This is a genomic window from Bacillus xiapuensis, from assembly GCF_002797355.1.
GTDB classification, from domain to species: domain Bacteria; phylum Bacillota; class Bacilli; order Bacillales; family Domibacillaceae; genus Bacillus_CE; species Bacillus_CE xiapuensis.
On the sequence record NZ_KZ454939.1, the window covers coordinates 607,168 to 632,319 of the forward strand.

26 protein-coding genes and 3 pseudogenes are annotated in these 25,152 nt (G+C 37.2%); 19 read left to right on the forward strand and 10 right to left on the reverse strand.

Going from position 1 to position 25,152, the window contains the following annotated elements; all coding sequences use genetic code 11:
• Nucleotides 1-28 precede the first annotated feature (28 nt).
• The 11 genes and pseudogenes from CEF20_RS02965 (at nt 29) to CEF20_RS03010 (ending at nt 7,896) form a co-directional block, all read left to right on the forward strand.
• On the forward strand, nt 29-898 hold the full coding sequence (locus CEF20_RS02965) for a nucleotidyltransferase domain-containing protein (protein WP_000228166.1): 870 nt from the start codon (nt 29-31) through the stop codon (nt 896-898).
• A complete protein-coding gene (locus CEF20_RS02970; protein WP_000662263.1) occupies nt 879-1,613 on the forward strand; it encodes a class I SAM-dependent methyltransferase in 735 nt (244 codons plus the stop codon). The genes CEF20_RS02965 and CEF20_RS02970 overlap by 20 nt, the downstream gene beginning before the upstream one ends.
• Before the next feature lie 32 nt (nt 1,614-1,645).
• Nucleotides 1,646-2,509: an aminoglycoside nucleotidyltransferase ANT(6)-Ia gene (locus CEF20_RS02975; protein WP_002294505.1), complete on the forward strand. Its 864-nt coding sequence runs from the start codon at nt 1,646-1,648 to the stop codon at nt 2,507-2,509.
• 43 nt (nt 2,510-2,552) lie between these two features.
• Nucleotides 2,553-3,080 carry a phosphoribosyltransferase family protein gene (locus CEF20_RS02980; protein ID WP_046391876.1) on the forward strand — a complete coding sequence of 176 codons (528 nt, stop codon included), beginning with the start codon at nt 2,553-2,555 and terminating at the stop codon, nt 3,078-3,080.
• 131 nt (nt 3,081-3,211) lie between these two features.
• Nucleotides 3,212-4,021 carry an ANT(9) family aminoglycoside nucleotidyltransferase Spw gene (locus tag CEF20_RS02985; RefSeq protein ID WP_002294509.1) on the forward strand — a complete coding sequence of 270 codons (810 nt, stop codon included), beginning with the start codon at nt 3,212-3,214 and terminating at the stop codon, nt 4,019-4,021.
• A 673-nt stretch (nt 4,022-4,694) separates the two neighbouring features.
• Entirely contained in the window at nt 4,695-5,207 is a 513-nt protein-coding gene (locus CEF20_RS02990; RefSeq protein ID WP_100330417.1) for a YcxB family protein, read from the forward strand.
• The gene (locus CEF20_RS02995; RefSeq protein ID WP_100330418.1) at nt 5,204-5,593 is read left to right on the forward strand and encodes a DUF5071 domain-containing protein; all 390 of its coding nucleotides are present in this window, start codon (nt 5,204-5,206) and stop codon (nt 5,591-5,593) included. Before CEF20_RS02990 ends, CEF20_RS02995 begins: the two co-directional genes overlap by 4 nt.
• Nucleotides 5,590-5,742: a DUF4279 domain-containing protein gene (locus tag CEF20_RS16995; RefSeq protein ID WP_232713349.1), complete on the forward strand. Its 153-nt coding sequence runs from the start codon at nt 5,590-5,592 to the stop codon at nt 5,740-5,742. The genes CEF20_RS02995 and CEF20_RS16995 overlap by 4 nt, the downstream gene beginning before the upstream one ends.
• 50 nt (nt 5,743-5,792) lie before the next feature.
• Complete coding sequence (locus CEF20_RS16810) at nt 5,793-6,152, forward strand: hypothetical protein (protein ID WP_198508461.1); 360 nt, start codon at nt 5,793-5,795, stop codon at nt 6,150-6,152.
• A 110-nt stretch (nt 6,153-6,262) separates the two neighbouring features.
• Nucleotides 6,263-6,696 (forward strand): annotated as a pseudogene (locus CEF20_RS03005) (DUF4275 family protein).
• Nucleotides 6,697-7,353: 657 nt separating this feature from the next.
• Entirely contained in the window at nt 7,354-7,896 is a 543-nt protein-coding gene (locus CEF20_RS03010; protein WP_100330419.1) for a GNAT family N-acetyltransferase, read from the forward strand.
• A 102-nt stretch (nt 7,897-7,998) separates the two neighbouring features.
• Here the strand turns inward: CEF20_RS03010 and CEF20_RS03015 are convergent, their stop codons facing one another.
• The 3 genes from CEF20_RS03015 to CEF20_RS03025 form a co-directional block, all read right to left on the reverse strand.
• The gene (locus CEF20_RS03015; protein WP_232713459.1) at nt 7,999-8,208 is read right to left on the reverse strand and encodes a transposase; all 210 of its coding nucleotides are present in this window, start codon (nt 8,206-8,208) and stop codon (nt 7,999-8,001) included.
• A 205-nt stretch (nt 8,209-8,413) separates the two neighbouring features.
• Nucleotides 8,414-9,262, reverse strand: coding sequence for an AraC family transcriptional regulator (locus CEF20_RS03020; protein WP_100330421.1), 849 nt, complete (start codon nt 9,260-9,262; stop codon nt 8,414-8,416).
• Between the two features lie 198 nt (nt 9,263-9,460).
• A complete protein-coding gene (locus tag CEF20_RS03025; protein ID WP_100330422.1) occupies nt 9,461-9,970 on the reverse strand; it encodes an HRDC domain-containing protein in 510 nt (169 codons plus the stop codon).
• Nucleotides 9,971-10,127: 157 nt separating this feature from the next.
• Between CEF20_RS03025 and CEF20_RS03030 the strand changes: the two genes are divergently transcribed.
• The 5 genes and pseudogenes from CEF20_RS03030 to CEF20_RS03050 all read left to right on the forward strand — a co-directional run.
• Entirely contained in the window at nt 10,128-10,631 is a 504-nt protein-coding gene (locus CEF20_RS03030; protein WP_100330423.1) for a hypothetical protein, read from the forward strand.
• Nucleotides 10,632-11,139: 508 nt separating this feature from the next.
• Nucleotides 11,140-13,689 (forward strand): DUF4268 domain-containing protein, encoded by a 2,550-nt coding sequence (locus tag CEF20_RS03035; RefSeq protein WP_100330424.1) that lies wholly within the window; start codon nt 11,140-11,142, stop codon nt 13,687-13,689.
• A gap of 19 nt (nt 13,690-13,708) precedes the next feature.
• Nucleotides 13,709-14,113: an ADP-ribosylglycohydrolase family protein gene (locus CEF20_RS03040; protein WP_198508462.1), complete on the forward strand. Its 405-nt coding sequence runs from the start codon at nt 13,709-13,711 to the stop codon at nt 14,111-14,113.
• 841 nt (nt 14,114-14,954) lie between these two features.
• Nucleotides 14,955-15,887, forward strand: coding sequence for a DUF1311 domain-containing protein (locus CEF20_RS03045; protein ID WP_100330425.1), 933 nt, complete (start codon nt 14,955-14,957; stop codon nt 15,885-15,887).
• Nucleotides 15,888-16,058: 171 nt separating this feature from the next.
• Nucleotides 16,059-16,301 (forward strand): annotated as a pseudogene (locus tag CEF20_RS03050) (transposase); the annotation flags it as partial.
• 134 nt (nt 16,302-16,435) lie between these two features.
• Here CEF20_RS03050 and erm(A) read toward each other — a convergent pair.
• Together erm(A) and CEF20_RS17465 are read right to left on the reverse strand one after the other, a co-directional pair.
• Nucleotides 16,436-17,167, reverse strand: a complete 732-nt coding sequence (gene erm(A), locus CEF20_RS03055; RefSeq protein WP_100330427.1) for a 23S rRNA (adenine(2058)-N(6))-methyltransferase Erm(A) — start codon at nt 17,165-17,167, stop codon at nt 16,436-16,438.
• A 57-nt stretch (nt 17,168-17,224) separates the two neighbouring features.
• Complete coding sequence (locus tag CEF20_RS17465; RefSeq protein ID WP_157796264.1) at nt 17,225-17,284, reverse strand: erythromycin resistance leader peptide; 60 nt, start codon at nt 17,282-17,284, stop codon at nt 17,225-17,227.
• Nucleotides 17,285-18,035: 751 nt separating this feature from the next.
• Here CEF20_RS17465 and CEF20_RS03065 point away from each other — a divergent pair.
• Complete coding sequence (locus CEF20_RS03065; protein ID WP_100330428.1) at nt 18,036-18,659, forward strand: hypothetical protein; 624 nt, start codon at nt 18,036-18,038, stop codon at nt 18,657-18,659.
• A 200-nt stretch (nt 18,660-18,859) separates the two neighbouring features.
• Here CEF20_RS03065 and CEF20_RS16815 read toward each other — a convergent pair.
• Both CEF20_RS16815 and CEF20_RS03075 read right to left on the reverse strand, forming a co-directional pair.
• Nucleotides 18,860-19,069 (reverse strand): annotated as a pseudogene (locus tag CEF20_RS16815) (IS256 family transposase); the annotation flags it as partial.
• 489 nt (nt 19,070-19,558) lie between these two features.
• On the reverse strand, nt 19,559-20,008 hold the full coding sequence (locus CEF20_RS03075) for an AraC family transcriptional regulator (RefSeq protein ID WP_100330429.1): 450 nt from the start codon (nt 20,006-20,008) through the stop codon (nt 19,559-19,561).
• 477 nt (nt 20,009-20,485) lie between these two features.
• Between CEF20_RS03075 and CEF20_RS03080 the strand changes: the two genes are divergently transcribed.
• Entirely contained in the window at nt 20,486-21,304 is an 819-nt protein-coding gene (locus CEF20_RS03080) for a MerR family transcriptional regulator (RefSeq protein ID WP_198508463.1), read from the forward strand.
• 54 nt (nt 21,305-21,358) lie between these two features.
• Here CEF20_RS03080 and CEF20_RS03085 read toward each other — a convergent pair whose 3' ends face one another.
• Nucleotides 21,359-22,048: a hypothetical protein gene (locus CEF20_RS03085; protein ID WP_232713351.1), complete on the reverse strand. Its 690-nt coding sequence runs from the start codon at nt 22,046-22,048 to the stop codon at nt 21,359-21,361.
• A 131-nt stretch (nt 22,049-22,179) separates the two neighbouring features.
• On the reverse strand, nt 22,180-22,590 hold the full coding sequence (locus CEF20_RS03090) for a PH domain-containing protein (protein WP_100330430.1): 411 nt from the start codon (nt 22,588-22,590) through the stop codon (nt 22,180-22,182).
• A 90-nt stretch (nt 22,591-22,680) separates the two neighbouring features.
• Between CEF20_RS03090 and CEF20_RS03095 the strand changes: the two genes are divergently transcribed.
• On the forward strand, nt 22,681-23,976 hold the full coding sequence (locus CEF20_RS03095; protein WP_232713353.1) for a uracil/xanthine transporter: 1,296 nt from the start codon (nt 22,681-22,683) through the stop codon (nt 23,974-23,976).
• Between the two features lie 211 nt (nt 23,977-24,187).
• Here the strand turns inward: CEF20_RS03095 and CEF20_RS03100 are convergent, their stop codons facing one another.
• On the reverse strand, nt 24,188-25,138 hold the full coding sequence (locus CEF20_RS03100) for a TIGR01777 family oxidoreductase (protein ID WP_100330431.1): 951 nt from the start codon (nt 25,136-25,138) through the stop codon (nt 24,188-24,190).
• Between the last annotated feature and the right edge of the window lie 14 nt (nt 25,139-25,152).

Genomic DNA, 25,152 nt, shown 5'->3' on the forward strand with positions numbered 1-25,152 from the left:
CAGTGAATCGATAAAAGGAGCATGCTTGATGGTAGATAATATTATTAAATCAGTAGCAGAGAAATTATCCTCTCTGTCTTATATAGAAGGTATTGTTTTAGGTGGTTCACGTGCAAGGGGCACCCATACAGAGGATTCGGATATAGATATCGGCATCTATTACAATTCAGAATCATTTGACATAAATACTATTAATCAATTCGCTACAAAGCTGGATGATGAGCATAGAAATAACCTTGTTGTACCTCCCGGAGCATGGGGTGATTGGATTAATGGCGGCGGATGGTTAGTCATAAACGGGTATCATGTGGATTTAATTTTACGTGATATTAAACGTGTGGAACAAATAATGAAAGATACAGAGCACGGAATTGTTACTGCCAATTATCAGACTGGGCATCCCCATGGTTATATTAGTGCAATGTATCGAGGAGAATTAGCGATTAGCAAAATACTATATGCTAAGAATGAAAGCTTATGCGAATTAAAAAAACAGGCAGAAACTTATCCCAATGCTTTGCAGAAAAGTTTAGTTAACTTTTTTATGTTTGAAGCAGGGTTCTCTTTAATGTTTGTAAAAGCAAATTCGGGAACAGACGATAAATATTATATTGCGGGTCATGTTTTTCGTATAGTTTCATGTTTAAATCAAGTGTTATTTGCATGTAATAATGCTTATTGTATCAACGAAAAGAAAGCTATAAAACTGCTTGAAACTTTTGAACATAAACCTGAAAAATATACCGAGAAGGTAAATCATATTTTTGAAGTACTCGGTATCTCACTTTTTGAATGCTACGACATGACCGAGAAGCTTTATAATGAAGTGAATGAAATTGTATCGGAGATAAATAACTTTTTAAACGAGGAGAGTTCAGATGAAAGAAAACAAATATGATGATAATATATTTTTTCAAAAATACAGTCAAATGAGTCGCTCGCAGAAAGGACTGGCTGGTGCGGGAGAATGGGAGACTTTGAAAAAGATGCTACCTGATTTTAAGGGTAAGCGTGTGCTTGATTTAGGATGCGGCTATGGATGGCACTGTATATATGCGATGGAAAACGGTGCTTCCTCTGTAGTAGGTGTTGATATTTCTCATAAAATGCTCGAAGTAGCAAAAGGAAAAACCCATTTTCCACAGATTGAATATGAATGCTGTGCCATAGAAGATGTGGATTTCCCAGAGGAGAGCTTTGATGTAATACTAAGTTCGCTTGCGTTTCATTATGTAGCAGACTATGAGAATTTAATAAAAAAGATATATAGGATGCTGAAGGCTGGTGGCAATTTAGTTTTTACAGTTGAACATCCTGTTTTTACTGCTCATGGAACACAAGACTGGTATTATAACGAAAAAGGAGAAATACTGCATTTCCCGGTGGACAATTATTATTATGAGGGCAAACGGACAGCTATGTTTTTGGAAGAAAAGGTTACAAAATATCATAGAACACTGACCACATATCTAAATACACTGCTTTCAAATAGTTTTATAATAAATCAGATTGTGGAGCCACAGCCGCCAGAGAACATGATGGATATTCCGGGGATGGCGGATGAAATGCGACGCCCAATGATGCTGATTGTATCGGCAAAAAAGAAGATGTAATAATATAGAAAAAATAAACGAGGAGTATGTAAATGAGATCAGAAAAAGAAATGATGGATTTAGTACTTTCTTTAGCAGAACAGGATGAACGTATTCGAATTGTGACCCTTGAGGGGTCACGCGCAAATATTAATATACCTAAAGATGAATTTCAGGATTATGATATTACATATTTTGTAAGTGATATAGAACCGTTTATATCTAATGATGACTGGCTTAATCAATTTGGGAATATAATAATGATGCAAAAGCCGGAGGATATGGAATTATTCCCACCTGAAGAAAAGGGATTTTCCTATCTTATGCTATTTGATGATTACAATAAAATTGATCTTACCTTATTGCCCTTGGAAGAGTTAGATAATTACCTAAAGGGCGATAAATTAATAAAGGTTCTAATTGATAAAGATTGTAGAATTAAAAGGGACATAGTTCCGACTGATATAGATTATCATGTAAGAAAGCCAAGCGCAAGGGAGTATGATGATTGCTGCAATGAATTTTGGAATGTAACACCTTATGTTATTAAAGGATTGTGCCGCAAAGAGATACTGTTTGCAATCGATCATCTGAACCAGATTCTACGGTTTGAACTACTTAGGATGATGTCGTGGAAGGTTGGGATAAAGACAGAATTTTCATTAAGTGTTGGGAAAAATTATAAGTATATTAACAAATACATTGATGAAGATCTATGGAATAGATTATTATCTACATATCGCATGGATTCCTATGAAAATATTTGGAAGTCATTATTTATATGCCACCAATTGTTCAGGGAAGTGTCCAAAGAGGTAGCAGAACTACTGGGGTTTGATTATCCAGAGTATGGTAAGAACATAACAAGATATACCGAGGACATGTATAAAAAATATGTTGAAAATGACTATTTTTAAAGATTAGCAAAGATTATTAACCATAAGCAAGGGGTGTAAATGTATGGAAGGTACTGATGTTATAAATGAAATTAGAGGTATATTACCTCGTAACTCAATTGGAAAATATGATTTACTAACTATTTTTACACATAAAACCGTTTTTGATAAAATTGTAAAAGTACTATCATTGGATTTTCAAAATAAAGTAGATTATGTGGCTGCCCCAGAAGCAATTGGATGGATACTAGGCACTGCCATAGCCAAAGAACTTGGAGTGGGGTTTATTGGAGTAAGAAAAGGTGATAAGCTGCCATACGCAAAAGAAGAGATTATTTCGACACATTTTACCGACTATTCAGGTCAAGATAAAAGCTTTGAAATATCTAAGAGTTCTATTGTGAGGAACAAAAGAGTTTTGATTGTAGATGATTGGATAGAGACAGGTTCTCAAATGAAGGCTTTAATAGCTTTGTTAGAGAAATTGGATTGCAGCATTATTGGGTTGGCTACTATTGGGATTGATATAAATGAGGTTACTCAAAAATGGATAGACAGCAGTTTTGTAGCTTATATTGGCTCAAACATATAATAAACCGAAAGAAAATCTTGAATCAAAATTTTGGATGGCGTTAATTTACAATACAACGAAAGATGTTTACTCTTTTTTTATAAATTTTAAGAGGCGTTAAAAAACAGTTTTCAGACGAAAGGAGATCGAAGTTGAGTATAGATTTAAGTAACAAAAAAATTCCGAAAGAAGCAATTCAAGCATTAAAAACTATAGCGGAACTACTTGATAATATGTTAATTGGGGTGTATTTGTATGGTTCGGCAGTAATGGGTGGTTTACGTATGAATAGCGATGTAGATATTTTGGTAATAACAAATCAAAGTTTATCTGAAAAAACTCGAAGGAATCTTACAAATAGGTTAATGCTTATATCTGGGAAAATAGGAAACATAAAAGATATGAGGCCTCTTGAAGTTACGGTCATAAATCAAAAGGATATTGTCCCTTGGCATTTCCCCCCCAAATATGAATTTATGTATGGCGAGTGGCTAAGAGAGCAGTTTGAAAAGGGAGAAATTCCTGAGTCGACTTATGATCCGGATTTAGCAATACTTTTAGCACAACTAAGAAAAAATAGTATTAACCTTTTGGGACCAAAGGCAACAGAAGTAATTGAGCCTGTGCCAATGACAGATATTCGAAAAGCAATTAAAGAATCGTTGCCCGGGTTGATAGCTAGCATTAACGGTGACGAACGCAATGTGATTTTAACTTTAGCCAGAATGTGGCTGACAGCATCTACTGGTGAAATTCGCTCAAAAGATCTGGCAGCTGAATGGGCGATACCTCAATTACCCGATGAGCATGCTACTTTACTCAACAAAGCGAGAGAGGCTTATTTAGGAGAGTGTGTTGACAAGTGGGAAGGAATGGAATCTGAGGTGGCTGAACTCGTTAATCATATGAAAAAGTCTATAGAGTCTTCCCTTAATATCCAATTACCTTTTCGAATAGTTTAAATATAACAAAGACTAGTTGTTAATGTGCATTATTGATTGCTTCGATATGTTCCCCCATATATCAGTTTCTTAAAAAATAATCAAAATACCGTTGATACGTTCCCGCGAACGAAAGGGTTAAAAATCAGCTTAAGACATCAATGCCATCAACTCGAGCCATGTGGAAGTGGTCGTAAAACTTGTTTTAAAAGTGTAACCCAACAATAATCTCCTGTGCCACATAACAAACCCTTGCCACAATTAAAACAAAGTTCTGGTACCTGTGGAAAAGGTGTAGGTCAAGGAAGGAACAAAAGAAAAAACAAAGAGGATGGGAACAAAAGTGCCATCCTCTTTCTCTGTTTGTACTGTTATTAATTCAATCGAGGAAAGAAGAAAGGAATGGTTGAAGTAGAAATTCTGATTATAAGACATAGGGGTAACTTTTCGAGAACCGCATCTTTGTAAGGGTGCGGTTTTTTATTTTAATTCACGAAATGAAAAACATGATAAAATTGCATTGTGAAAATTGAACATAAAAGCAAAGATATATTTCGTGAGAAGAAATATACTCATTTTTTGTATTGTAATAGGAGTAATTCTATTTATTGAAGATGTTTTGGTAATGAATGATAAAATTTGTAAGCGAGTGCTGTAACAATTTTTCTTATAAAGAATATAAAAGGGGATTCCAATGGAGATAAAATACAACTTAACAGAACAAGATTATTTAAACTTTAATATGTTTCATGTTAAAAATTCAAAAGCGGTCAAAAGAACATTGAATATGCAAAGATTTTTAACGCCTATCCTCTTTGTCATTGCATCCTTTGTACTCTCAAAAGTCGGGAGCATGTATTTTCTCGGACTATTCATTGCCTTTTTGGTAGTGAGTATTCTGTGGATTATTTTCTATCCAAAATATTTCTATTCTTATGTAATCCGAAATACTAAGAAAATGATAAAAGAGGGCAGGAACGATGGCTTATTAGGTGAACACCATATGATTTTATCTGAGGAAGGAATCATCGATTCGACTTCTAAAAGTGAAACAAAGGCAAGCTGGTCGGGTATTCAAACTTTAAGCGAGGACAAGCATAACATCTATCTTTATAACAGCTCAGTAAGTGCATACATCCTTCCAAAAAGAGAGTTAGATGACGCTGAGGAAATAAAGACTTATCTTAAATCGAAGGTGCAAAAGTGAATATTTACGATAAATACTTGCCAAAGAATAAGCATGACTTTGATAGAGTGCATAAATTAAAGAAAATGGATAGAACCGAACTCTTGCCTCTGCTACCTGGTCTTATGGAATGGGTTCAGGATATGAATTGGCCGATAGCAGAGGAAGTGGCTCAACTAATACTTACGTTCCCGAATGAGATTGTTCCTCTTGTTAAGGAAGTTTTCAAAACGAATGATGATGTGTGGAAGTATTGGTGCTTAGAAATTTTGGTTCATAGATTGCCTATGGAATCGAGGCAGTTATTTAAAGATGATTTAATTAGACTGATTGAAAGACCAACGGCAGGAGAGAAATATGAAGAATTTGATGAAATAGCTATCAAAATTTTGCAAACTATTGTATGAATGGAAAAGACAAACATAAAGGCTTATTTTTCAGCGTTATTCAGATTAGAAATCATGAAAAACCAGCTATGTACTTAGAGAGTAAATTCATTCGTTTTGTTGATTCTATAGGGGCAGAAATAGATTTTGACCTTTATGTTTATAGCTGATGAATACGTAGGTCAGTGGCTTCTTGTGCTAAATTGGAAGGAGTATGTATATGAAAGCTAACCAAATTATTTTGTCATTACTCCCAGTTCCATTTTTATTTCATTTTTATGAGTACAATAGTTACCTTATTAAACAAGAAGCTGTACTTTTATTCCCAGCTTTTCTATTGTTCATAATTGTTGTGGGAATACAGCTAAGGAAGCTTAAATTATCCTTGTTTATGGGGATGAACATTTTAATGACCATCATTTCTTTAATGTTAGGTTACTTCTTTATTGCAAATGATGGAGGGTGGTTTAAACCATTTGGAAGAGACATAGCAATTATATTTATATCGGTTGTTTATATTTTAGGGCAGTTAATTATAAGGTGGATTAGTAAAGCCGTAACAACCGACAAAGAAAATTAAGATGTTGAGCTTTTTGGGAACAATGACAATAGTGTATTGAAATATGGGTTTTTTTACAGATGCCGATAAAGTTTATTAACATAAAAGTGGGTGTCAGATTGGATGATATAATGTGTGTGGTAGAGTCGCTTAGAAGTAAAAAAGGGAAGGTAATCGAAATACCTAAATGGGGTGTGTATCTAAGAAAGCAATGGGAAGGCAGTTTTGCTAATCATCTTAATGATAAAGAAAAGAAATCTATTTATCTTCATGACCAAGGTGATTATTGTGGCTATTTATGGCATGTATTTAGTTATGAAAAAAAGAATTGCTTGAAAGACGAACAAGCCGATATAGCATTTAACAAAGAGCCGAAACAATCCTGTTATGTTTTTTTCAGCACTCCGATGATGCATTGATTCTTGAAAACGCTTCTTCATTAACTGTCGATGATTTTGTGAACGAGGAAGATGTGTATGTGGTGGATAAAAACTTTAACTGGACTTATGTGAGAACCCATGAAACAAGCTGTTATGGTCCTTATTTCAGCAGAAAAAGTCTTTAAAAGTTGTTGATAGTAAGAGGAGAATTTGTTGTTTCCTTAATCCTTTATTCCTTCCCCCTGTATTACTATGTAAAACCAAATTAAACTACTGTGTCATATAACAAACTCTTGCCATAATCAAAACAAAGTGCTGGCACCCTGTGGAAAACGTGTAGGTCAAGGAAGGAACAAAAGAAAAAACAAAGAGGATGGGAACAAAAGCGCCATCCTCTTTCTCTGTTTGTACTCTTATTAATTCAATCGAAGAAAGAAGAGAGAAATGGTTAAAGTAGAAAGACATATGAATAATTTTCCGAGAACTGCATCTTTGTAAGAGGGCGGTTGTTTACTTCAAATTACTAAATAAAAAATGGGATAAAATTGTGTTGTGGAAATTAAACATAAAAGCAAAAGTATTTTTCGTGAGAAGAAATATACTCATTTTTTGTATTGTAATAGGAGTAATTCTATTTATTGAAGATGTTTTGGTAATGATGATAAAATTTTTTAGCAAGTGCTTTATTCATTTTTCTTGTAAAGAATATAAAAGGGGGGGACGCCAATGGAGATAAAATACCACTTAACTGCAGAAGATTATTTAATAGAGTTTAGCTCCTTTATTTGATAAAATATTCTGAACTTATAATTTGATAGATCAAATTGTATGGAGGGGTTAATATGTTTGTTCATAAAATCGATGAAGATTTATCTTTAAAACTAATGGAATTAAGGGATGGAGAAAGGATATTCGAATTAACCAATAATTCAAGGGAGTATTTAAGAGAATGGCTTCCATGGCTAGATACTACAATAAAACTTGAAGATACAGTTGAATTTATAAAAACGTGTTTAAAAGGTTTTGCTGAAAATAAAAGTCTACATACAGTCATTTTATTCAAAGGGAATATCGTTGGAGTTGCTGGCTTTAATCGTATTAATTGGTCAAACAATACAGCATATATTGGCTATTGGCTTGGGAAAGGGTATCAAGGAAATGGTATTATGACAAGGGTTGCAAAAGCATTAACGGATTATGCGTTTACTGAATTAAAATTAAATAAAGTGGAAATTAGGGCTGCGGTGGGGAATAAGAAAAGTAGAAGTATACCTGAAAGACTAGATTTCGTTAATGAGGGCTGTATTAGAAGAGCAGAATGGTTATACGACCATTATGTTGACCATGTTATTTATGGGATACTAGCCGATGAATGGAGTAAATAGAAAAAGTATTAAGAAAAATGTCTCTTCGCCATTGTTTGTGATGTGCACAGAATTCCGACAATAAGCTAGCTGGATTGGTGCCTGCTCAAATTCTCTCCCAGACTATCCACCAACTATGCTCCCCAAAATGATGAAGAAGGAGAGGGGCTGGGACACCTGTTTTTCGTAAGTTTTCCCTGTGCACTCCCAAAATACACGTAGGCTAAAGCGGTGACGGATTCTATATCCGAATGCTCGCCGTTTTATATTCTTAATTTTGTAATTCGCCCCTTCAGTTCTTCCATTCGTATATGCTGTTTTAAAGTACTGCATAAACTGTGGCCGCCGTTTGCGCCACTTGATGAAAGGATTCAAAATGACTGCTCCAAGCTAACTGTAGCCATTCCGTTAATAAAACTTCGGCTGATTCGTAATCTACAGAAGATTCGTTCAACGGTGGAATACGCCATGTTGAATTTTCGACTAATGTCTTGAATGGTCGTGCCGAGAACTTGTTCATAAATAAAGTGAAATGTAACTATTTTGGTATTATAGGAACCCAAAGCTCACTATTAGGAACTCTATCAGGCGCTAATTGATTCTCAATACAAGGCAGGTCTGCCAATTCGTATCCTGAACTGGGTAGCCACTCCGTATATAGACGCTTCCAAGCATCAGTAATATTAGGGAAAACAGCCCATGTACTTTTAGGTATCACTATTTTCTCCATATCGTTAGAGAATTCATTTTTATAACGGCAACCCATAAAATAATCAAAGTCTTCATCTGTGATTGAAGCCTGTGTTCCACATACACCTAAAATCCCTTCCATATTGCATTGTGGATTTTCCCAAGACATATCAATGAGTCGTTGTAACAATCCGTTCTTATTTGCATCCTCCCATAATTTAGGTATAATACTAAAAGCATCATTTGTAACGACTTTTTGTTTAACTCCGACAATCTCAATCTCAAAATCTAAAACTTCAATTCTATAGTCCATTTCTACATCCCCTTTAATCGTAATTTGAAAGGAAAGTCTCGGAAAGGCTTTTAATTCAATCCCTTTACTTCGGGCCACTGTTGGAACAACTCCATGGAGGTTCTTAAAAGCACGACTGAAGGAATCGGGAGAATCATATCCATACTTAAGGGCAAGGTCAATGATTCTAACAGCAGTGTTTTTTTGAAGTTCAAATGCCGCTTGTGATAAACGTCTCCGCCTAATATATTCTGATAAAGACACCCCTGTCATAGACGAAAACATTCTTGGAAAATGATACTCAGGACAGCAAGCCAGTCTTGCTACTTCTTTGGCATCTATTTCACCCGATAAATTTTTTTCAATATAATCCATTGCTCTATTTATTCTCTCTAACCAATCCATTTTCTTCTCCTTTCAACAACGAATATTATATGAAAAAGAAATCTTTTGTCCGACATTTTCTGCACAAAAAATATCGGATAAAATTACTCAATTTACTTAATTCAATTATCTTAAGAAAATATCCTTCTTGAACTAACCTGCCCGTTAGTTGAAAAGGAATAGCTCTCTTCCTCTATCGCACCTGCTTACTCAACTACGTTAGGCATCCTGTTTACCGTTGCTGCTAGTTTTTATAAAGCCAATCAATTCTTCACCAAAAGCATTGATTTTCATTTCTCCAATTCCATGAATAGTTTTCAAAACAACCAGATTACATGGTTGTTTTAGAATTAATTCTTCCAATGGTTTGTTGCTAAATATGTGAAATGCTTTTACGTTTTGTCCTGTTGCTAATTTCATCCGAAATCGTTTCAATGTCTCTTCTAAATCGTTATTATTTGTATTAACTGATACCATCAATTCATTGCTTTCATTTTGTTTACTGATTGTTTCTTCTAATAACTTCATTTCTACCATACGATTATCCAAAAAATGAACTGGCGATGATTTTTCGAGTTCTTGTTTTATATATCCCACTAAACCGTCTACACGTAGTATTTTTTTCTTTACATGTTCACTTGTTTTTTTCGTATTGATAACCGTTTTAATATTTGAAAAAACAACGACACTTTTTATTGGTGTTCGTGTAACTGCACCTATGTCTCTCATATAAGATTCAAAAACTTCTTCTTCAGAAGGAGATTCGTGATCTTATGGTGAAGGGTTTTTTTATAAAATTGAAAAAATAATTACTTTTAACTAGGTAAATATAGTGATATTGTAAGTGTAATGGTAAAAAAGTTTCATTAATGGAAGAGGGGATCATATGCAAGTGAGGAAAGCGGATTTTCAATATGGAGCGCTATTATCTGTGCTAATCAACTCAGGCAATCCGCCTATTTTGGTTGGAGAAAGTGACAAGAGAAATATTTATCAAATTGATACAAATCGCGGCAGTTATTATATTTACGCCAAATATCGATTAAAGAACGTGAACAATTTAGATCGCATTAATTGGAACTTTTCATTTACAGAGGCTGAAATTCAAGAAATAAGAAGTTTATTGGAAGAAGGAAAAAATGTACGGTTTGCTTTCGTCTGTTCGGCGATAAAAGGAACAACGGATCGCTATGAAATAGTATTAGCGGATGCTGATCAAGTTAGACAGTGCATTAATATTTACGGTAACTGTAATGGGGCAAAAAGATTGAATGTAGTATATATCAAGAATCACAGATATTTGCAAATTTACGGCAGTGATCGAGCCGACAAAATTGAAGATATTTCCAATACCATCCGTGTGGATCGTGATTGGATGAGCAGATTATAAAGGCATATTATCGCCTTTTAACGCCTTCAGTTAGCGGTAAAAAAGAGACTTAAAGGTGGCAAAAATGGACTATTATCACATGATTGATAACAAACAAAATGGTTTAGTTGTTGAGGTGTTAAAAGGCATATAGAAAAAGGCAGCAAGCATTGATAGCAGCTGCCTATTTTGCGCTATATGCGCTTTGTTAGGCTCACCGCTATTTTTGTAAAAGAAAGGCTGCATACTAGAGTCGGCAGATAAGCGCTTCCTCCTCAAATCATCTATTCAAACTATGAAGGAATCTTTAAATAAACACTATTTAGCGAAGAAACAGGGGGCTGCCAACGAAATTGTTACTAATAGAAACCATTTTAATGAGAGAGTCTTCCGTGTCAGAAAAAGAAGCAAGAGGATATAAACAAGCCTCTCATTACTTTGAAATGATCTAGCTGTATAGTCAATTGCAAGATCAAAATGAATAGATAAATATTTAAAAGTTAAATTCGATAGAAGTAGGAGATTTATTATGAGCGAATTACAATCACTTTCTGAATTGTATCAAAATAAACTGTTTCGCATTCCAGATTATCAAAGAGGATATGCCTGGAAGAAGAGCCAGCTTGCGGACTTTTGGGATGATGTAATGAACCTGCAGGAGGACAGATATCACTATACGGGTTTGCTTTCTTTGAAAGCAGTTCCAAAGTCAGAAACAAAAAGCTGGGCGAACGATAGGTGGTTACTAGAGTCGGGCTATAAAGCTTATCACGTTGTTGATGGTCAACAACGTCTAACGACTTTTTCTATACTGGTAAACGAAATAGTTTCTTTCGTGAAAAACTTAGAGTGTAATGTTGATAAAAGTGAAGATGAGATTGTTCTTTGTTATCAAAGCTTAAAATCCTTACGCTCTAAATATATATCGCAGAAGCGCCCTCCGCAGGATCTGATCACAACGTACTTGTTTGGATATGAAGAGGATAATCCTAGTGCTGATTATCTTATTTTTAAAGTATATGAAGAGCCTTACAGTGGAGCAGTTAACGAAACATACTATACACAAAATTTAAAATATACAAAGAATTTTTTTGCTGATTGCCTTGAAAAGCTGTATACAGATGAAGGTATTGAAGGTATAGAAGCCTTATTTCGTAAACTTACACTGCAGTTAATGTTTAATATTCATGAAATTGAAGATGATTACGATGTTTTCGTAGCTTTTGAGACGATGAATAATCGAGGAAAGAAACTAACGAATCTTGAGCTGCTAAAGAATCGACTTATATATCTGACTACACTATATGATGATTCTCAATTGGATGTGATGGATAAAGCGGAATTGAGAAAACAAATAAATGATGCATGGAAAGAGGTTTATTACCAGCTTGGCCGCAATCAACACTCACCACTTTCTGATGACGAATTTCTAAGAGCTCATTGGATACTATATTTTCAATATTCTCGTAGAAAAGGAGACGACTATATAAAGTTTTTACTGAATAAATTCTCTGCAAAGAATATATTTGATAAGCAGGTAATTGCGATTGAGGAAGAAATTCCAGATTCTACGGATACTGAAGTTGAAGAATACGACGATGATATTCCGCAATTTGCAGATGATGATACAGTCATAACAATAAGCAAGCTTGAACCGAATGAAATTGCAGCTTATGTTAATAGTTTGAAAGACGTAGCAAAATACTGGTTTCAATCCTACTTTCCGGAATTCAGTGATTTAACTTATAAAGAAAAGATTTGGTTAGAGCGTCTTAATCGAGTTGGAATTGGATATTTTAGACCACTTGTTACTGCGGCGCTTGCATTAAATTCAAGTGTTTCTTCTGATGAACGTGTTGATTTATTTCGTGCTATTGAACGTTTTATCTTTTTATCTTTCCGAATGGCAGCTTTTCAATCAAGTTATAAAAGTAGTGATTATTACAGAAAATCTCGTAATTTATATACGGGAGCTCTGGCAATTAGCGAAGTTACAAAATCTTTGATAGAAACAGCTAATAAAGATATGGATTATGCAATTAAAACCTTTATGACTCGAATTGATAAGCGATTTTCTAACGGTGACGGATTTTATGGTTGGCGTGATTTACGCTATCTTCTATTCGAATATGAATTTGATAGAGCTGAACAAACTGGCATTGAAAAGCTTGGCTGGGCACCGTTTACAAAAGTGGAAAAAGACAAAGTTACGATTGAGCATATATTGCCTCAGACACCAACAAAATGGTATTGGAGGAATCAGTTCCGCCAATTTACGGATGATGAAATCAAAATATTATCAGGTTCCCTTGGGAATCTTCTGCCATTATCGCAGAGTGTAAATTCTGCTTTACAGAATGATAGTTTTGAAGATAAGAAAGTATCAAAGGCAAATGGACGTCGTGGTTATGAATATGGTTCACACTCTGAAATTGAAGTGTCACATGAATCCGATTGGGATGCCGGACGTATCTTGGAACGTGGTATGAAAATGCTGAGGTTCATTGAGAAGCGCTGGGATATACGCTTTAAAGATCAAGAACAAATGATAGAGTTGCTTCACATTTCGTTTGTAAATGATGAACGTGAGGATGTCCCAGAAATAGATAGAACAGAATTTGATGAAACAAATGGCGCTGCAACTGGGATTAAGGAATTATCAGAACGTCATTTGCTAAGGATGGATTTTTGGACACATTTCGTTCGGTATTGTCAAGAAAACGGACGGGGCGAAGATATTGCTACTCGGAAGCCATCGCATGATGATTGGTATGATGTAGCAGTTGGTAGCCCTGATTATCATATTTTCTTCCAGCTCTTTAGAAAGAAAACACTGCGAATTGGGATTTATGTATATCGTCCTGAATATTTTTCTAAGCTTGAAGCAAGAAAGACTGAAATTGAAAGCATATTTGGTGCTCCTCTAGAGTGGTATACGAGCAGGGAAAAAAGCATTGCCAAGAGAATCCTTTACTCAGAAGAACGAGATATTCACAACTCTGAATTGTATCAGCAGCATTTTGAATGGCTCATCAATCACTTTGATAAGCTTAAAAAAGCTCTTGACACAACCGTTTAATGATGGGAGGGAAAACTGATTGATTGGTGCAATCATTGGGGATATAGTTGGTTCTCGATTTGAATTTAATAATCATCGAGATAAAGACTTCGAACTATTTACGGAAGATTGCCAGGTGACAGATGATAGTATCATGACTCTTGCAGTGGCAAAAGCCATTATGGAAGCAGAGAAAATAATCAAACTTTCAATTGGAGGATATGATGTTGATAGCGGCTATTATTTGCTAATTGAAAAAATGGCCATTAAATATATGCAGGAAATCGGGCGTAAATACCCCAATTGCGGTTACGGCGGGTTGTTTTCGAAATGGGTTTTTAGCGATGATCCTCACCCTTACAACAGCTTTGGAAATGGTGCGGCTACATTACCCTTGAAGCGATGGGATCAGCTGGTCTTGTTTTTTGATCGCGGCAGCAACTAAATATTTGATGAGTAAAACGAAGCGGCAAATAGTGTAAGATAAGAGGTTGATAACTTTGAAATTCCAGACGAATCTATTACACCTTTTTTTGAATCAATAGTTGAAAGAAATACACCTATTGTCAATACGTTCTGAAGGAATCAGAAAATGTACAGCGACTGGCATTTCTCTGATAGATGGTGATCTGCAGTGGTTCTGATAAAAAGACACATAAGTATCCAACCAGTGAACTTCCCCCCGAATAATGCACACCTTAAAAGAACTTATACGGGCGAAAGTTCAGATTGATTGAAATGCTTTTGGGTTTAAGGCCCAGATCATCATCAGTCCTTTAAATAAAGAGTCTTTAACGCTATTTTTTATGTATCGATAGGCCTAAGCTTGCCAGCTGCGTTCACTTAGCAATTTATTCATCCCATTTATTTCTTATCACTTAACTTCAGAAGGGAAACTTCAATTAATAAGTTTACAATTTTTTACTTTCATCATATAATGTGGGCATATATTATTATTATTCCTTTGTAATCTGCTAAGCAAATAAGACTATTGGGTCGTCGCAAGAAATTGTTTGTTACACAAGAAAAGGATAGGAGGTGTTAAGAAATATCTCCAGAAAAAGATACTTAAAAAGACTTGGAAAAATAAGTGAAAGTGAAATACATATTTTTAAAGTTACATAAATTAAGATTAAAATCAATTGAATAGATACAGCAGCTTAAAGGGAAAATGAGCTCAATCCTCTATTATTTCTATTGTTGAAACAAGTCGTTTAACTATAGAGGAAAATGAAAGCTCACTAAGATGAATTAAATTTCAAGTCTTTTAATGGGGAGATGAGACGGTGATTTTAAAGAAAAAATATTTAAGCATGTTGCCAGCTATTACTTTTTTAATCCTGTTAGCAGCTTGTGGGGGATCTGAGAAAGATAAGCTAATTGGAGCTTGGAAATTAGTTGTAGATGATAACATAGCGACATACCTAGAATTTGGCGAAGAAAGGTTAATAAAAAGATCTCAATCAGATGATAGCCCGTTGACTGCTGAGTATATAATAACCGAAGCACAAGATGACAACTTCGTAATTGAAGTTATCAACCCAGAAAATGGATCTATCCAATTTTTCTTGGAAGGTCACTTTGAAAATAAAAATAAAATAAAAATTTTAGAAACTGCGAAGGGGCCAGCAGAAAATAGTGAATTAATCAGAGTGGATAATATAGCGGAAGAAAGAGAAAAAGAAGAGAAGAGATTACAAGAAGAGAAGAAAAAAGAACTAGCAGAAGAACAGGAAAAAAATAAAAAATTACAAGAAGAAAAGGAAAAAGAACTAGAAGAAGAAAAGGAAAAAGATAAAAGATTACAAGAAGAAAAAGAATTAGCAGAAGAACAGGAAAAAGAGACAGTAAAACGACAAGCTGCTGAAAAGAATAGTTTCAAAAAGGAGTACTTGCAGAAGGCGGATAATCTTGAGAACAGGATTATAGGGGAAGCTAAAAAATTTAGTGCACATGATATGACAGCTGGATTCTATGGTCAATATTATCATGATTGGGATGATTTATTACAAGAAGTTTGGGGTGTATTAAGAAATACGTTATCGAGTGATGCATTTGAAACATTAAAATCAGAGCAAATAGAATGGATTAAGATGAAAGAGCGAAATTTTGCTGAAATTCCAAAGGAACCAGCCTCAGAAAGGGCTAGAGGAATGGATTATTTAGCATTTGAAACGAAAGAGAGAACTTACTATCTAATTGAAAATTATATGGACTAATACGCCTGAAACCAAATTAAATGGAAATAAAGAGGCACATGTGTAAGCAGCCACCTATATCAAGCACATCATAAAAATGAGCTTCCATCTCACTCCACCGCAACATTTGTCATAGAACCTAAAGTGTAAGAATGCGAAGACTGTTCCGGTTGCTCGTAGAAAGAGCGATGTACGAAAGTGAAAGGCAATCGTCAAGTCCATTGGAAGATGATTTTTGAAGAAATGAAAGCCAAGGCCAAAACAGCCCTTGAATGTGAGGAGAACGCCACGATCTGCGCTCGGCGAAAAGTCGAAGTCCAAAGTGTGTTTGGTTACATCAAGGACAATTGGCCGTTCCGCAGATTTTCCTTGCGGGGGATCGGCAAGGTACACACGGAATTCGGGATTATGGCTATAGCTCACAACCCCTTGTAAGTAGCCGGCATCCGCCAGCTGCTTTCAGAAAAATATCGGAAACCGCCAAAAAGAGGTGGAAAAAAACGAGTCGTTTTTCTCCACCTCTTTTATTTTAGGGACTTATTGGACGGTCCCGTTTTGTGGTGCTTCACTTAGTGAAACAACTTGTAACTATTGAAAATTGAGATAAATTGTTTCTTTGAGAGTTTATTAAAGTTTGTGACATTTGCATGCTTCAAGGCTTGTTTGAATTGATTTTTAGTAAAAAGAGTGTGGTAGTCTTTGCTTACCCATCTATACACAAACGTTTGGTACTTTTTGTAGTCTTTCTTTAAAATCAATGGTTCGTGTCGTTCAAGAAGGATTAATACAGAATCCACACCTGGCTTAGGATGAAAATACGCTCGCGGTACTTCTTTAAGAATATTTACCTCCATTTCCACCATCAACAACAACCCCAAAGCCCGTTGCAGGTTTTGCAGTCTTTTCGCAAAACCTTTCTCAACGATAAGGTAGCTATATTTTGCTTGACTTTTAAAAGTGATTTTTTTAACGATATCTGTGCTTATATTAAATGGAATATTTCCGAATATTGTATAGTTTGTGTTTGCCGGGAAGATGTACTTTAAAATGTCTGTATGGACCACTTTTATGTTCTCAAAAGGATTCACCGCATTTTGAGTGATTCGGCATAAGTCTTCATCGATTTCTATGGCAGTCACGGATCGACTCATTTTAACTAGTTCTTTAGTAAAATGCCCTTTTCCTGATCCGATCTCTATCACGTTGTCTTGTTTACAAATATTCGTACGATCCAATAATTCTTTTACATGTTTTTTAGAAGTAATAAAATTTTGCGTGTCTTTTGGATTTTTTCGGTTCATTATAACCTTCTCCTTGCTGGTTATAACGAACTGGTTTTAAAAGTTCATTATAACCAATTATTTTTGATCTGGTTGATAATGAACTTTTTTAAAGACACATATGGAAAACATACCCATGTTTTATCTCCTTTCCATTCTTATTATTATGAAAGAGATAATATAAAATCTACTACTGCCATGCTAGCGCACATATTTAACCCTCCATAACTTGTTTTTATACAGCTGATCATATCATTTTCGATATCATTTTCGCAAATTACTCTTGTGAGCTGTTTTCTAATTATCTTTTAAAGCCATGTATAATTCATATTATAATCAAGTCAAATAGAGGAAAGACCGAATGGGGGATATACTGGTTGAGGTAGAAATTTCATTTTGATAAACGGAGAGGACAAAGTGAAACCTCCTTATCGCGGTTTGTCTAGTCAACAATGACGATACGGGAGTTTTGCTTTTTTATAGTGTTTTATATAAAATTATTCAGTTTTTTAGAGACAATTCCAAGGTACGGGTATGAACCATTACAAAATGAATATGTAATTAATTCCTATAATAAATATTAGTTTTTAAGTCAATTATCCCTAAAGTAAAGGCGTCCTTGACGTTTACAGCAATTTAACGCCTATAGAATTTAAGTTACCGGTTTAGTGTTGCTACTCCAACCAATGTATGATCCTCAGCTTTCTATGAATGGTATAAAGCGAATTGGTGATAAAATTGTAAATGCAAAAACTACTAGTATAGAGTCGGGGCTTAAATCAAAGAAGCAGTAGTAACACATAGAATAGATGGTGTAAACTATAAACTTATAGTGAAAAAAGACTAGGCTGCAAGATTATATCCAGTGAAATAGAAAGCAGGGAGGAATATGAGTATTAAATTTACAGCTTATGTCTCCAATATGGAAGCGGGAACATCACATTTATTAACTAATGATCCACATAACGAATTAGATTCCGCATTTGTAACTTCAGAGCGAACAAGATATATACCAATTACACATCCAGAAGCGGCAAAAGCAGCTCTTAAAACTTGTGAGGAACAAGAAGGACCCGCATTATATATACCTGGATATGTGCAATTAACCATTGATGGTATAGACTTCTTTACAGAAGATGATTGGACTACTGACTTGCTAATGACTTGGAGAGATTTTGCGTTGCTTTTAGATGCTGACTATTTAAATAGTATTGATGAGAAAGAGGTTATTCTACTTGATAACCAAACTCAGTGTGTTATTACCAAGGTAGGCGATAACATGAAGGTAAAGATTGAAAGGTTTTTAATGCCTGAAGATGAAACAATTGATTTGGATCAAGTGGAAAATACAATCAGTGAAACACCTTTAGTTTCTAAGGATGAATTTCTCCATGCAATAAAAGAAGAATTAGAACATTTCACGAAATTCTTAACGAGCGAAGCTACTTTTAAAGAAGATAGTTCTTATGAGGATATTCTGGAGATTTATAATGAAGAAGCAGGACAAAAATAAGAATAGTGCAAGTGCCGATAATATTGATGCAGATTCTCTGGTAGTGTCAATATTTTTGTGTAAATGACATGCCAACCTTTTCTTATAGACCGTCGTGATATTGAATTTTATATATTTAATTTGCAAAAATGGTTTTAATGTTTTTGGAAGAGATACCCCTTCCAAAAACATTAAAATTATACGCCTTTCCGTGACTTTGTTTATTCTTTCGATTCAAACATCGCCGTTAGTTCTGCCCGTGCCTGATAGAAGCCGATGTGACAACGAGTGGTAAAGCGCTGGCTGGAGTCTTTGTGCTGAGATATGAGAAAGCCTTCTAGTGATTTCTCATTTTGAAACTATTCCTTGTGCTTTGTATATTTCTTAATTTGCTTGTTAAAGGACTCGATTAAATTCATTGAATACATACTAGCGCTGTCATCATTTTTTATGAAATAACATAAAAAGTGATGATGAATCAAAATTAAAAGTTTCCAACGATTATCTGTTATGAGCGGGGAATTATAAACCGGAATTATTGTTCATTTTAAAGTCGGAGGGGACATTTTTTTGAATATAATAGTTTAAATATCTGCAATTACTAAACACAAATGGAGAGAAAATTAAATTGTTATTATTTGCCCCTGTTGGATTAGGCGTCATTATTGGCATTATTATTCTATGGATGACATCAATGTTAAAAAGAAGAACAAACTTCAAACTTTCTGTAGTTAGGTTTCATATTACCTATTGTATTATTCTGTGTAGGTATTTTGAAAGTTAGAGGATTTGAAGGCGCGGCGTACGGTATTCTAGCATTAGTGTTGTTAGTTTTTTCTATTATCGCTTTTTCAAGTTCGAAAAAAAGATAAAAGGGGCTGTTAATAATTTTTTGATGTTCTGCAGCAACAGCCGATAAGTCAAGATTTTATGGGCACGCAGATTTCACAATAAGGATTGTTAATTATATCACCGGTATATTTTTCCATAATAGGTTTATCATCAATTTGATATCCATTGCTTTGTAGAGATGAAAAAATATCAGCATATGCTTTTTGAATATCTTCTGCGGTGTGTTTGACTTCGTAAATAAGGTATTTTCCGCTGGAGAGTTCACCTTCATAAATTGAATCATCCAATTGATAATCCTTTGAAATCACAATAGAAGCATCAAATCTACAATTTTCAGGCAGTGTTGTCTCAGGGTTATCTTGTGGAATTGCAAATAGAATGGCCGATTTAAGAAGATTTCTATTCTTAGCCCATTTTTTTAACTTCTCCATTACTTCAAAATTTGCACTGCCATAAGGACCAACCCTTCGTACATAAGCAATGCGATAGTTTGGTAGGGTTTCGACTTTAAACTTCATAGATTTTCTCTTCCTTTCTTCACTTGTATTTATTTGGTACATTTCGAATGCTATCATCATTTAAAAGTAGAATCATTGTAATTTTTAAAATTTATTGTTCAGAAAATCGTCCATAAAGCAGCAGAAGAAAAAATATTCTCCCCTAATGATTATAAAGATATTGACTTGATTATCGTTGATGAAATGATCGCTTAAAAGTCGTATCCCGGTCCTAAAGGTAGATTTAGGGCTTTTTTGTGGGAAGAGACAGAATCTGCTTATATGTCTGCGGCAAATGGCAAGAGGCTAATGGACTGAACTGAGCTTGATAGGATAGAGGCCGGAAGGAAGAGGAGTGTCAGATCGTTCTTTGCATTCCCGAATCAGGTGCAGAGTTTTTTTGATGTGATTTGTGAAAAAAGGATTGACTCTCACATAATGGTACTCTTTATGCTGTAAGCGGGCCCTAATTTAGCGACAAATGAGGTGAATGAATAGTTGAAAATCGGTGATTTCTCTAAACTGGCACGAATCAGTATTCGCATGCTTCGGCATTATGATGAAATCGGTTTGCTTGTACCAAGAAGAACGGATCCATTGACGGGCTATCGTTATTATAGTCCGGAGCAGCTTACGTTAGCGAATCGCATTACAGCATTGCGGGATATGGGGTTTAGTTTGGCGGTTATGAAAGAAATTCTCACTAATTATTCCGACAAGCAGGCTTTAAAGGAATATTTAGAGCTGCAGGAGAAGCAAATGCGCGAGCAGCACCAGCAAATAAAGCGGCGGTTATTACTAATTGAAACGACGATTAAACGTTTGGGAGAGGATGAAGGAATTATGAATTACAATGTTGTTTTGAAAGAATTGCCGGCAAGATACGTAGTAAGCCTTAGGGATACGATCCCCACTTATGAAATGGAAGGAATGCTCTGGGAACGGATGATGAAGCAAACGGCTCAGCATCACCTTCAATATGCCAATCCCTGTCTGCCCATGGCGATCTTTCACGATCAGGCCTATAAAGAGAGTGATGTCGATGTAGAGATCCAGATGTCGGTACAGGGGAAATATGAGGATAACGGCGATGTTGTTTTCAAGACGGCTGCTCCAATTGAATATGTGTCAACGACATTTAAGGGAAGCTATGAACAAATAGCAGAAGTTAATGAAGTCGTGGCGAATTGGGTGGCAGACAACGGCTATGAATTTAATGGGCCAATGTTCAACATATACCACATTGGCCCAGCGACGGAAGACAATCCAGATCACTGGTTAACGGAAGTTTGCTACCCGGTGAAAAAGGAAGAGTAGAGTGCCGGTTTACTTGCAGGGAGGAGCCTTTTGAGAAGACTCCTCCTTCTTTTTTCATGAATCCGTACATCTGTATTTAAATTCAGGGGCTGTCTGAATCGAGTAGCCGCTTCTTACCTGACCAGCCCAGTTCTTTAATGCGGATCTCCATGGTACGCTTCTAAAAAATTCATCTACCGATACGGAACCTGAGAACCAAACGATTGGAGTGAAGGGAGCAAGCGGGCCTGCGCCTCCCCAAATCCCTCCTGCCTGAACGCCGTCTTCAATCACGAGAAGCAAAGGAAGGCCGTACTGGAACCCCATGGAAGGTTCAATCTGCATAAAAGGTGAATAAGGCTCCCCTTGAGGCGTAGCTCTTACGGGTTTTAGTAAAGCGGCGGCGAGTCCGTAGCTTGAATGAATCATGGTCCGGATATTTTCTAAGGTTGTATTCGGGTATTCTTCCGTATTCGGCAATGTTCGCGGGAATAAGAGCTCTCTCTTTATTTCTCTGAACATGCGAATCACAAATTGCTGCCGCATAGATAGCGGCGGCCGAGACGGTCCGAGTGTAAATAGATTTTGGTGGCTAAAGAATACGGGAATTCTGAAAAATTCGGAAGCGGCCTCATTTAAATCCCGTAAGCCTTGCCAATCTTCAGCGAATCGTTCCTCTTCTTTTTTGATATCCTCTGCATGGTGTTCAGCTTGCTGGTCCGCGCCTTCATCTGTTTCTCGTTTGTCTTTTTTCTTTTCGTCCATCTTTTGTCACCCCCATACTCAAACATATGCAGGGAAACAAAGGGGGGAGTGGACAAAAAGCCAGAAAAAGATGGGCGGTGAGCTTTCAGAAAACGGTCCTTTATGGGATCATTTACTGATCTTTGCCGCTCTTAAAAAGCAGTGCGTTCTTTACCGATCCGGGGATTTATCTCATGCAGCGAAGCGATAAATTGCTGCGCATCCTTTGGAGAAACAAGCGCCATATTCCGCTCGGAACCATAGATAATTTCAAGTCTATCCATGGATAACGCCCAAGCAGCTGACGGATTTCTAGTCGGGCTAATCTTCTTAATATCATTGATGGGAATCTTCTTTTTGTACAGGCCGCTTTGAATGATTAACTCGTTGCCTTGAAGTGTATAACCCGTGGAAAACCATCCCCAAACGAGCATAGCAGCTAACGGCACAGTGAAAAACAGTACTCCGTAATCCGCCTTGGCGAGAAGCGGAGCAAAGCAAGCGGCTACACAGCCCCAATGAACCGGATAGAGCCATCGATCTTTTTTAGATGGGAAATACAAAAGATCATCTCCTTGTCAAAATAGATAGAAAACTTCTTGTGATAAAGATACCATAGCCCTTACAGTAAAGGTAGAGGAGGACGAGAAGAGATGGAGACATGGAAAGAGCGCGATTTGCGAAAGATGCTTTCGACGGGGGGAGCGTCTATCCAATGGCTATTCTTTATGTTTGCAAATACGGTTGTCGTGCCGGTTTCGGTTGGAGCGGCCTTTGAACTGTCTGGTGCGGAAATCGCCATGACGCTAAGAAGCTCTCTCATTTTAACGGGGATTGCCTGTGTGCTGCAAGGAATATGGGGGCACCGATATCCGCTGATGGAAGGGCATTCGGGACTAATGTGGGGACTTCTGTTACATATCAGCACCTCGGCTTCTGCGCTTGGGATGAGCTATCAGGAGATTGGCGGCGGAATTGCTTCGGGAATGTTAGCTGCCGCCGTTTTTACGGCGGCAGCAGGATGGGCGGGGTGGGCTTCGCACATTAGAAAAATCTTTACGCCGATGGTGATGAGTGTTTATTTATTTTTACTATCAGTTCAGCTGGTGTTTATTTTCTTTTCAGGGATGATGAAATTGACGAGCAGCGGTCAGTTGGATATAGCAGTGAGCTTATATTCTGTGGCGATTGTGCTGTTTGTCAGTGCGCTGAAGATCAAGGGGAGAGGCATCATTAGCCATTTTTCCATTTTAATCGGCATTGTAGTTGGCTGGGGGCTGTATATGGTTCTGTTTTCTTCGGAAGCAGCGACGTCAGGCGGCAGAGCCGATTTTCACTGGTTCCCTTTAGGAGCGCCGAATTTGGAATGGGGAATTGTGTTGACAACCTTTGTAGCGGGGGTCATTAATATGAGCAATACGATCGCTTCTGTTCAGGCGGCGGGTCTTTTGCTGAAAGAGCCGCCTTCTAACGATCAGATGAATCGTTCATTTGCGCTGACTGGCCTGTTCACGGGCGGAGCGGCTTTTCTCGGGCTCGTTCCGTATGCTCCGTTTACTTCATCAATCGGCTTTCTGGAAAGTACGCGGATGGTCGAGCGGCTGCCGTTTATAATTGGAGGCGTGTTATTTAGCCTGCTCGGAATTATCCCTGCAGCAGGAGAGCTATTTGCCACACTTCCAATTACGGTGGGAAGTGCAGTGCTATTTGTGGCTTACTTGCAATTGTTTGGGAGTGCATTGAAATCGCTGGACGGAACGGACTTTCATTCCAACACCATTTTTCGGATTGCCGCTCCTGTTCTCACCGGGATTAGCATTATGATGATGGACCCTGAGATATTTAGTTCCTTGCCGATATACATTCAGCCCCTCTTCACAAACGGATTGATCATAGGCGTATTATTGTCTGCCGTGCTTGAACGGTTTGTTCGTTGGGAAGAACAGTAGTTCAGCTATTCACAAGGGATTATGTATCAATTGAGAAACATGGCCCTCAGTTTAACTATTTATCCGCATTATATAGAGTGAGCCTCCAAAACAGGAGGCTTCCTGCTGCAACGCCTTAGTAACCGGCATCAGGCATGTAGGGCCGTGATCTCCTGCTTAGCCTTCCTTCTCCATGAGGGAGTCGGTGGCACTTACAGGAGGGAAAAAATGATCAGCCATCAGCATATTCTTTGCCTGATGGCTGATCTGTTTCCTTTGAGACTAGGAGATCTTCTAAAGCCGACTGAAGTTTGGGGTGCTGAAAGTCAAATTGATGATCGAGCAGCTTATCAGGAAAAACTCGCTGCCCTTCCAACACTAAAGAGCTCATTTCCCCGAGTAATGCTTGCAGAGCCAGCTTTGGCACAGATAGCCAATGCGGGCGATGCAGGACTTTAGAGAGCGTTCTTCCAAAGCTATTCATCCGTTCAGGAACGGGAGCGGTCAGGTTGACGGGACCGCTTATGTCAGTGTGTTCAATAGCAAATACAATCGCTCGAGCCGCATCTTTTATATGAATCCAGGACATCCATTGTTGCCCTGAGCCGATTTTTCCGCCTGCAAACCATTTATAAGGCAATACCATGCGCGGCAAAGCTCCGCCGCTCTTTTCGAGAATAATGCCAAAGCGGGTGAGAACGGTGCGGATGCCTAACGATTCAGCTTGCAGCGCTGCTTCTTCCCATAATTGGACGGTGGATGCAAGAAAGTTGCGGCCAGCTGCTTGAGAGGCTTCAGTAAAGGTGTCTGACAAAGAAGGAGGATAATAGCCGATAGCGCTCGCATTTATAAATACTTCCGGCCGCACGGAAATATTCCGCATGATCCGCAGCATTTCCTTGGTGGATGACAGGCGGCTGCTGATAATCCGGCGCTTGCGCTCAGCACTCCAGCGCCCGCTGTTAAGCGGCTCACCAGCAAGATTAATAAAGATGCGGGCTTCTTGGAGTTCCGCTTCTGGCCGAGCGTTGTCAGAAAGCCACTTCACATACTGCAGCTGATCGCTGCTTTGTTTATGTTCGGGCTGCCGGGTTAGTATATAAACTTGATAGCCTCTCGCCAGCAACTCTTCCGTCAAAGCCCTTCCGATCAATCCGGTTCCCCCGGCAATCACTGCTTTCATTTGTCTCCTCCGTT

Coding starts and splice junctions, on each gene's coding strand:
- CEF20_RS02965 (WP_000228166.1), top strand. CDS start 29: ATGGTAGATAATATTATTAAATCAGTAGCAGAGAAATTATCCTCTCTG.
- CEF20_RS02970 (WP_000662263.1), top strand. CDS start 879: ATGAAAGAAAACAAATATGATGATAATATATTTTTTCAAAAATACAGT.
- CEF20_RS02975 (WP_002294505.1), top strand. CDS start 1,646: ATGAGATCAGAAAAAGAAATGATGGATTTAGTACTTTCTTTAGCAGAA.
- CEF20_RS02980 (WP_046391876.1), top strand. CDS start 2,553: ATGGAAGGTACTGATGTTATAAATGAAATTAGAGGTATATTACCTCGT.
- CEF20_RS02990 (WP_100330417.1), top strand. CDS start 4,695: ATGGAGATAAAATACAACTTAACAGAACAAGATTATTTAAACTTTAAT.
- CEF20_RS16995 (WP_232713349.1), top strand. CDS start 5,590: ATGAATGGAAAAGACAAACATAAAGGCTTATTTTTCAGCGTTATTCAG.
- CEF20_RS16810 (WP_198508461.1), top strand. CDS start 5,793: ATGAAAGCTAACCAAATTATTTTGTCATTACTCCCAGTTCCATTTTTA.
- CEF20_RS03010 (WP_100330419.1), top strand. CDS start 7,354: ATGTTTGTTCATAAAATCGATGAAGATTTATCTTTAAAACTAATGGAA.
- CEF20_RS03015 (WP_232713459.1), bottom strand. CDS start 8,208: ATGCAGTACTTTAAAACAGCATATACGAATGGAAGAACTGAAGGGGCG.
- CEF20_RS03020 (WP_100330421.1), bottom strand. CDS start 9,262: ATGGATTGGTTAGAGAGAATAAATAGAGCAATGGATTATATTGAAAAA.
- CEF20_RS03025 (WP_100330422.1), bottom strand. CDS start 9,970: ATGAGAGACATAGGTGCAGTTACACGAACACCAATAAAAAGTGTCGTT.
- CEF20_RS03030 (WP_100330423.1), top strand. CDS start 10,128: ATGCAAGTGAGGAAAGCGGATTTTCAATATGGAGCGCTATTATCTGTG.
- CEF20_RS03035 (WP_100330424.1), top strand. CDS start 11,140: ATGAGCGAATTACAATCACTTTCTGAATTGTATCAAAATAAACTGTTT.
- CEF20_RS03065 (WP_100330428.1), top strand. CDS start 18,036: ATGAGTATTAAATTTACAGCTTATGTCTCCAATATGGAAGCGGGAACA.
- CEF20_RS03075 (WP_100330429.1), bottom strand. CDS start 20,008: ATGAAGTTTAAAGTCGAAACCCTACCAAACTATCGCATTGCTTATGTA.
- CEF20_RS03085 (WP_232713351.1), bottom strand. CDS start 22,048: ATGGACGAAAAGAAAAAAGACAAACGAGAAACAGATGAAGGCGCGGAC.
- CEF20_RS03095 (WP_232713353.1), top strand. CDS start 22,681: ATGGAGACATGGAAAGAGCGCGATTTGCGAAAGATGCTTTCGACGGGG.
- CEF20_RS03100 (WP_100330431.1), bottom strand. CDS start 25,138: ATGAAAGCAGTGATTGCCGGGGGAACCGGATTGATCGGAAGGGCTTTG.